The 7,705-nt window shown below is 64.7% G+C and carries 5 protein-coding genes; 2 read left to right on the forward strand and 3 right to left on the reverse strand.

The genetic code is table 11. From position 1 onward, the window contains the following. The first annotated feature begins 145 nt into the window (after positions 1-145). A complete protein-coding gene (locus tag ACP7B7_RS30100; protein ID WP_426079128.1) occupies positions 146-2,302 on the forward strand; it encodes a putative bifunctional diguanylate cyclase/phosphodiesterase in 2,157 nt (718 codons plus the stop codon). 8 nt (positions 2,303-2,310) lie between these two features. On the opposite strand, the gene ACP7B7_RS30105 is transcribed toward ACP7B7_RS30100, so the two are convergent. Then, positions 2,311-2,847: a DUF4256 domain-containing protein gene (locus ACP7B7_RS30105; RefSeq protein WP_426079129.1), complete on the reverse strand. Its 537-nt coding sequence runs from the start codon at positions 2,845-2,847 to the stop codon at positions 2,311-2,313. Between the two features lie 25 nt (positions 2,848-2,872). Beyond that, positions 2,873-3,781, reverse strand: coding sequence for a LysR family transcriptional regulator (locus tag ACP7B7_RS30110; protein WP_426079130.1), 909 nt, complete (start codon positions 3,779-3,781; stop codon positions 2,873-2,875). A 99-nt stretch (positions 3,782-3,880) separates the two neighbouring features. On the opposite strand from ACP7B7_RS30110, the gene ACP7B7_RS30115 reads away from it, so the two are divergent. Beyond that, on the forward strand, positions 3,881-5,101 hold the full coding sequence (locus tag ACP7B7_RS30115) for an MFS transporter (protein ID WP_426079131.1): 1,221 nt from the start codon (positions 3,881-3,883) through the stop codon (positions 5,099-5,101). A 4-nt stretch (positions 5,102-5,105) separates the two neighbouring features. On the opposite strand, the gene ACP7B7_RS30120 is transcribed toward ACP7B7_RS30115, so the two are convergent. Continuing rightward, positions 5,106-7,547, reverse strand: a complete 2,442-nt coding sequence (locus ACP7B7_RS30120) for a TonB-dependent siderophore receptor (protein ID WP_426079132.1) — start codon at positions 7,545-7,547, stop codon at positions 5,106-5,108. Between the last annotated feature and the right edge of the window lie 158 nt (positions 7,548-7,705).

The following is a 7,705-nucleotide window of genomic DNA, read 5'->3' on the forward strand; positions in this document are numbered from 1 at the left end:
ATGTTGACATAGGCCAACAATTTCAGGTTACTATATTCGCAGCATTTTGCGCCAAACTCCAAGCCCGATCACGGGATTTTGATGATGACATTCCCTGTAGCGCCCACTTTATGCCTTCCCCCGTTTGCTGTCGCGCGGAGGCGCCGTGCTTGAGGCCAGGGTCGCGCAGTGTTTGCGCCTGAGCCATGAAGCGCAGCAGCAGGGCGGCCCGCAACTGGCCGCCACCCTGGCGCAGTTGCAGGGCGAACTGGAGCAATTGCGTGGCGCCAGCCGGCCCGTGCTGCGCCTGGCGCCGGCCGACGCCTTGCTGGAAATCGACCTCGACGGTTATTTGATCGGCTGGAACCATGGCGCCGACCAGATGTTCGGCTATGCCGAGTTCGAAGCGCTGGGCCAGCACATCCTGTTCCTGTATCCGCCTGACGACATGCAGACCAGCCCGGTGGAACTGCTGCCGGCGCAGGCCGAAGTGGCGGTCGATGTGTTGCGCCGCAAGAAGTCAGGCGTGCTGACCTGGCTGCGCATGCAGCGCCACGCCATCCTCGACCAGTCCGGCAAGACCTGCGGCATGGCCGTGCGGCTGTCGATGCTGGCCGAACCGCTGCCCGATATCGACAAGGTGAAATTGCACGCGCGCATCATCGAAGACAGCGAGCAGGGCGTGCTGATCACCGACGCCGATGAGCGTATCGTTTCCGTCAACAGTTCCTTCAGCCGCATCACCGGTTACTCGCCGGCCGAAGCGATCGGCCGTACACCCGACCTGCTGCGCTCGGGCGTGCACGACGCCGAGTTCCGCGCCAAGGTGCGCGCCGCCATGCGCGGCCACGGTTCCTGGCGCGGTGAAATCATCGGCCGGCGCAAGAATGGAGAACTGTTTCCGCAAGCCGTGACGATCAGCGTGGTGCGCAATGAATTCGGCGACATCAGCCATGTGTTTTCCCTGTTTTCCGATATCTCGGTGCACAAGGACGCCGAGGCGCGCATGCAGCGCATGGCCAATTACGACGGCCTGACCGGCTTGCCCAACCGCTGCCTGCTGAACCAATTGGTGGTGCAGGGCCTGGCCGAAGCGAAGCGCCAGGAAACCCATGGCGCGTTGATGGTGATCGACATCAGCCGCATCGGCTCGATCAGCGACACCCTGGGCCACGAAGTGGGCGACCAGCTGGTGATCGCCATCGGCGAACTGTTCCGTGGTGCGCTGCGCGACGCGGATATCCTGGCGCGCGTCGACAACAGCAAGTTCGTCGTGGCGCTATTGCATATCGAAAAGCGCGAGCACGCGGCGAATGTGGCGCAAAAGCTGCTGAACCTGCTCGAAGCGCCGATCCGCATCGACAGCCACGCCTTGTATGTGGGCGCCAGCATCGGCATTACGGTCTATCCGGAAGACGGCATGGAAGCGCCGGCCCTGTTCCGCTTTGCCGACGTGGCCGTGGCGAAAGCGGCGCAGACCATCGAGCCGACCTTTTTGTTTTACCGCGAAGACATGAATCGCCGCGCCAAGGAGCATTTGCGCCTGGAAAGCGAAATGCGCCTCGCCCTGGGCGACCAGGAACTGGAACTGCATTACCAGCCGAAAGTGAGCTTGAGCAGTGGCCAGATCGTCGGCGCGGAAGCCTTGCTGCGCTGGAAGCATCCGCTGCGCGGCATGGTCTCGCCCGGCGTCTTTATTCCGGTCGCCGAAGAAACCAGTTTGATATTGGAACTGGGTACCTGGGTGCTCGATGAAGCCTGCCGCCAGATCCGCGAATGGGAAGACCGCGGCCTGCACATGCCGGTGATCGCCGTCAACCTGTCGGCGCGCCAGTTCGACGCCCACTTGCCGGCAAGGGTGGCGGCCGTGCTGGAACGCTACCAGGTACGGCCCGACCAGATCATGCTGGAAATTACCGAAAGCCTCTTGATGCGCGGCGCCGACAAGGTGATCGAGATCATGAACGAACTGGTGGCCATGGGCCTGGCGCTGGCGCTGGACGACTTCGGCACCGGCTATTCCAGCCTGGCGTATTTGAAGAAATTCCCGATCAGCACCCTGAAAATCGACCGCGCCTTCGTGATCGGCCTGCCCTACGAGGAAAACGATTGCGCCATCGCGCGCGCCATCGTCACCATGGCGCAGCAGCTGCGCCAGGAAATCGTCGCCGAAGGCGTGGAAACGCCGGAACAGATGCGCTTCCTGCGCAGCCTGGGGTGCGACCAGCTGCAAGGTTATCTGTTCAGCCCCGCGGTGACGGCGGGCGAGTTCGAGATCATGCTCGATGAAGGCAAGCATTTGCACCTGGAAGAGGTGATGTAGCCCTGCCGCTATATTCGCAGCAGGGCGCGAAAGCCGCGCGCCGCATAGTAGGATTCGGCACCGTTGTGATAAATAAACACTTGCCCGTAGCGGCGGTCGCCAAACAGCGCGCCGCCCAGTGTTCTCACGCTGTCCGGCGTACCTATCCAGCTGGATGTTTTCCGGTCGAATTCGCCCAGCCGCTGCAGTTGACGGTATTCCTCCTCCGTCAGCAGGGCCACTCCCATCTTGCTGGCCATCTCGATGGCGTTGCCGGCCGGCTTGTTGTCCTTGCGCGCCTGCCATGCGGCCTGGTCGAAACACAGGCTGCGCCGGCCAGCCGGGCTTTCGGCGCAGCAATCGCAAAACGCCAGCCTGTGGGTGTCGCCGTCAAGGATTACAAGGTCCGGTTCGCCGCCGGTGTCCTCCATTGCCTGCAACGCCTGCAGATGCGCCGGCGCTGCTTCCAGCCTGGCGAGAACCAGCTCCCAGGCCAGGCCAGGGTGGCGCTGCATATTGTTGCTGAAGCGGGTGTGCAAGATGCTGATCAGCTCGCTGGTATTCATCGGTATGCTCCCGGTGGTGGGCTGGTCAAGCCAGTTTGACCTTTTCCAGCAGGTAGTCAAGCATCACGCGCACGCGCGCCGGCACTTGCTGGCCCGGCCCGACAAAGACGGCGTGGACGATTTCCCTATCGCCCGGATTGAACGCTTCCAGCACCGGCACCAGCAATCCCCGGTCGATATCGGGCTGCACATGCAGCCGTGAAAAACGCCCCAGGCCCATGCCGGCCAGCACCAGCTGGCGCATGCTGTCGCCGTCGCTGATTTGCGTATTGCCTTGCGGCGTGACTTGCAGCGTGCCGCCCGCGCCATCGAGAAAAGGCCAGGTTTCGTTCTGGCAGCGAAAATTGAAAGCCAGCAGATTGTGCTGGTCCAGGTCCGCCAGCGTGCGCGGCGTGCCGTGGCGCTCCAGGTAGCCGGGCGACGCCACCACCACCATCATGTCTTCCCCGAGTTTGCGCGCCACCAGGTTCGATTCCTTCAGCTTGCCGGTGCGGATGGCGATATCGGTGCGGTCTTCCAGCAGGTCGACCACGGCGTCGCTGACCACCACGTCGAGCACGATGTCGGGATAGCGCCGGGCAAATTCGGGCAGGATGGGCAGCAGGTGGCGCACGCCAAACGGCACGAAGCAGTTGATGCGCAAGCGCCCGCGCGGCGCCGCCCCTTGCGCCGCCTCGCGCTCGGCGCCGTCGATATCGTCGAGGATGCGCTTGCTTTGTGCATAAAACGCGTCGCCTTCGGGCGTGGTGTGCAGCTGGCGCGTGCTGCGCTGGAGCAAGCGCGCACCGAGCCGCGCTTCCAGGCGATTGACCAGCTTGCTGACGGCCGACGGCGTCAGCGCCAGCTTGCGCGCCGCCGCCGTGAAGCCGCCCGCTTCCACCACCGTGACAAACACGGCCATTTCAAACGAGCGGTTGATATCTTGCCTGGCCATTGCTGAATCCATTTCACAGGTGTTTCGATTATAGAAGTCTATATCAAAAGTACTGCGGGCTCTACACTGAAGGTCTTGAATTGATCGCCGGAGAATCGCATGAGTACTACCGTTGTCACTACCAAAATGCCGCCCGGCGTGCTGTCGCTGGCCGTCGGCGCCTTTGCCATCGGCGTCACCGAATTCATTGTCGTTGGCATCCTGCCGGCGATTGCCAGGGACTTGCATATCTCCATCGAATCGGCCGGCTCGCTGGTCAGCCTGTATGCGCTGGCGCTGGCCATCGGCACGCCGCTGCTGGTGATCGGCCTGTCGCGCCTGCCGCGCAAGCTGGCCTTGCTGGGGCTGATGACGGTATTTTTGGCCGGCAATTTGCTGGCGGCGCTGTCGCATACCTTCGAACTGTTACTGGTGGGCCGGGTCATCACCGCCGTCGCGCACGGCACTTTTTTTGCCATCGGCGCCACCGTGGCGGCCAACCTGGTGCCGAAGGCCCAGGCGGGCAGGGCGATCTCCGTGATGTTTGCCGGCCTGACCCTGGCCATGGTGATCGGCGTGCCGCTCGGCAGTTTCCTCGGCAACCTGATGGGCTGGCGCTTGCCCTTCTTTGCCGTGGCGGCGTTGGCCGCGCTGGGCCTGGCCGCGATGGCGCGCTGGCTGCCGGCGGGCCTGGTGCAAGGGGCGGGCGGCAAGGCGGCCACGCAACTGGCGGCGCTCGGCAGCGGCCCCATCCTGACCATGATGGCGGTCACCGTGTTCGGTTTCGGCGGCAGCTTTGCCGCGTTTACGTTCATTACGCCGATATTGACCGACATCACCGGCTTTTCCGCCACCATGGCCAGCGCCTTGCTGATCGTGTTCGGCGCCGCCACCTTCGTTGGCAACCTGGGCGGCGGCTATCTGACCAGCCATATCGGCTGGCAAAAAGCGCTGCGCCTGATGCTGTTGCTGCTGGCCGCCACGCAAGTGGGCGTGGCGCTGGCGATCGGCTCGCAGTGGATGATGGTGGTGATGCTGTTTGTCTGGGGCGTGTTTGCGTTTGGGCTGTCGCCGGCGCTGCAGGCCGGCATGCTGGCCACGGCCGAGCGTCATACGCCGAAGGCCGTCGATTTCGCTTCCGGCCTGAATATCTCGGCCTTCAACCTCGGCATTTCGCTCGGTTCGATGCTGGGTGCGCTGATGGTGTCGCGCCAACTGATGGCGTCGTCGCCGTGGGCGGGCGTCGCCACATCGCTGCTGGCGCTGCTGCCGCTGGCCTGGCTGGCACGCCGCCGCCGGCCGGCAGCCGAGGAGGCCAGGGCGGCGGTTTGCGAGCGCTGACGGCTTACAGGTCGAACTGCGCCGACAACAGCAAGGTGCGCGCCGCCGCCGCCGTGCTGACGGTCAGCAAGGTGCTGCTCGACAGCCAGTAGTTCCTGTTGAACAGGTTCTCCACGCTGGCGCGCAAGGCCACCGGCTTGCCCATGATGGTGGTGCGGTAGCGGGCACCGGCATCGACCCGGGTCCACGACGGCATGTCCAGCGTATTGGCCACATCATAAGGCGTGGCGGCGGTGTGGATGGCGCGCGCATTGACGCTCAGGCCATGTACGCCCGGCACGTCCCAGTCGGCGCCCAGGTTGAGCGTGTACTTGGGCACGCCGATCGCGTCCTTGCCCTGGTTGACCGCGCCGGCCGAGCGTTTCAGCGTGGCGTCGTAGATGGTGGCGCTGGCCATCAGGCGCAGGTTGCGCACGGCTTCGCCGACGGCGGACAATTCCAGGCCGCGGTTGCGCTGGGTGCCGTCCATGCTGTAGATATTGGTGGCCTGGTCGGTGATGGCGTTCGGCCGGTCGATCTGGAATACCGACACGCCCGTCATGACCTGCTTGTGTTCCATCTTGACGCCCAGTTCATACTGTTTCGACTTGAACGGCGCGAACACCTCGCCCGCATTGGCGGTGGTGGCGGGCGCCGACGAGCCGCGCGTCAGGCCCGAGGTAAAGTTGCCGTACAAGGAAACATTCGGCAGCGGACGCAGCACCACGCCGGCGATCGGCGAGACGGCGCTTTCGCTGTACGAGCTGGTGACCGCGCCGGCGGCGCTGAAGTTCTGGGCTTGCACCTTTTGCTGGCGCAGGCCGCCCGTCAGCATGACGCGGCCGTCGGCGAAGGACACGGTGTCCGTCAGCGACATGCTGGTCAGCTGGGTTTCGGAGGTCTTGGTCGGCGACAGGCGTTCGCCGGTGACCTGGTACACAGGCACCGGTGCGTAGATATTCGAATCGAGCTTGGTGCTGGCGGGCGCCGCCAGGTAAAAGCTGCCCGCTTCCTGTTCCAGGCGCGAGGCCGTCAGCGTCAGCACGTGTTGCACGCCCAGCGTGTTGAAGCGTGCGCGGGCGCCCACTTCGCCGGTCTTGCTGCGCGATGCCGCGTCGTACCAGGCGCTGCTGATGCGCAGGTTGCCCAGCTCATCCATGCCATCGCCGCTGCGCGCCGACGGAAAATCCTGTTCGCTGGCGCCGTAATGGTAGCCGGCCGCGGCGTACAGCATGATCTGCGGCGACAGGTCGTATTCCAGGCGCGAGGCGATGGTGGCGTCGCGCAGCGCCAGGTCGGCGCCGGAATACACGGCGCGGTGGCCGGAAGGCGCTTGTGGCAGGCGGGTGATGCCGGGCCGGAAGCCGGTCTGCGCGCGGAAGTTGTCGGTGTCTTCGCGCTGGGCATAGCTGTCCACCGACCAGCGCAGGGCGTCGGAACGGTAGTCCAGCGCCAGCGCCACCAGGCCAAACTCCTGCTTGCCGCCGTCGATATTGGTGTCGCCCTTGCGGTAGGCGCCGTTGAAGCGCACGCCCCAGGCGTTGTCCGGGCCGAAGCGGCGGCCCACGTCCAGGTGGCCGCCCAGCAGGGCCGCGCTTTCATAGGTGGCGGTCAGGCTGGTGATGGGCTCGTCCTTGGCGCGCTTGGTGACGACATTGATATTGCCGCCGATGCTGCCATTCGGGCTGATGCCGTACATCAGGGTACCCGGACCCTTGAGCACTTCGACGCGCTCCATGAAGGCGGTCGGCATGCGGTTCGACGACGTGAGGCCGTACAGGCCGTTCAGGCCCACGTCGCCGCTGGTGACATTGAAGCCGCGGATCTGGAAGTCTTCGCTGAAGCCGCCGGTCGAGGTCATGGTGCGCACCGATGCCTCGTTGACGACCACGTCGGCCAGGGTGCGGGCCTGCTGGTCTTCGAGGATGCGGGCGGTGTAATTGGTGGTGCTGAACGGCGTGTCCATCACGTCGGCAAAGCCCAGCACGCCCAGGCCGCCGGCGCGCGCCACGCGGCCGCCCGCCAGGTCGTTGCCGCTCCTGGCGCCGGTGATCAGCACGCGGTCGATGGACGACGTATCGGCGGTGCTGGTTACCACCAGTTCCGGCATGGCGCCGGCCTGGGTGGCGATCGCCTTGCGCAGCGCATAGGCGCCGTTCGGCTGGGCCACGGCTTCCAGCCCGCTACCTTCGAGCAGGGCCGCCAGGCCCTGCTGGGCGGTGTAGTCGCCTTTCAGGCCGCTGCTGGTCTTGCCTGCGGTCAGCTTGCCGTCGATGGCCAGCAGGATGCCGGTGCTGCTGGCGAAGCGGTTCAGCGCGCCGTCCAGCGTGCCCGCGGCGATCTCGACATGGCGCCGGGCTTCCGCTGGCGACTGGGCCAGCGTGGCGCCGGCGCCCATCGACAATGCGGCCAGCAAAACGGCCTGGGCCATGCGGCGCAGGGGGAACGGTGACATTGGGTGCAACATGAAGGTGATCCTTTTCAGTCAAGATGGGAGTGATACCTGATATCCCGTATGAAAAGAAAAAAGTGCTACCGGTTTTGCCTATTTTTTTCTAGGGCGGCACATTCTGCTTACCTCTCCCGCGGGCACTATTGAAGCGCGTTGCTGTCCAAGGTCGCATG

The organism is Janthinobacterium sp. PSPC3-1 (assembly GCF_049896105.1).
Lineage (GTDB): Bacteria > Pseudomonadota > Gammaproteobacteria > Burkholderiales > Burkholderiaceae_D > Janthinobacterium.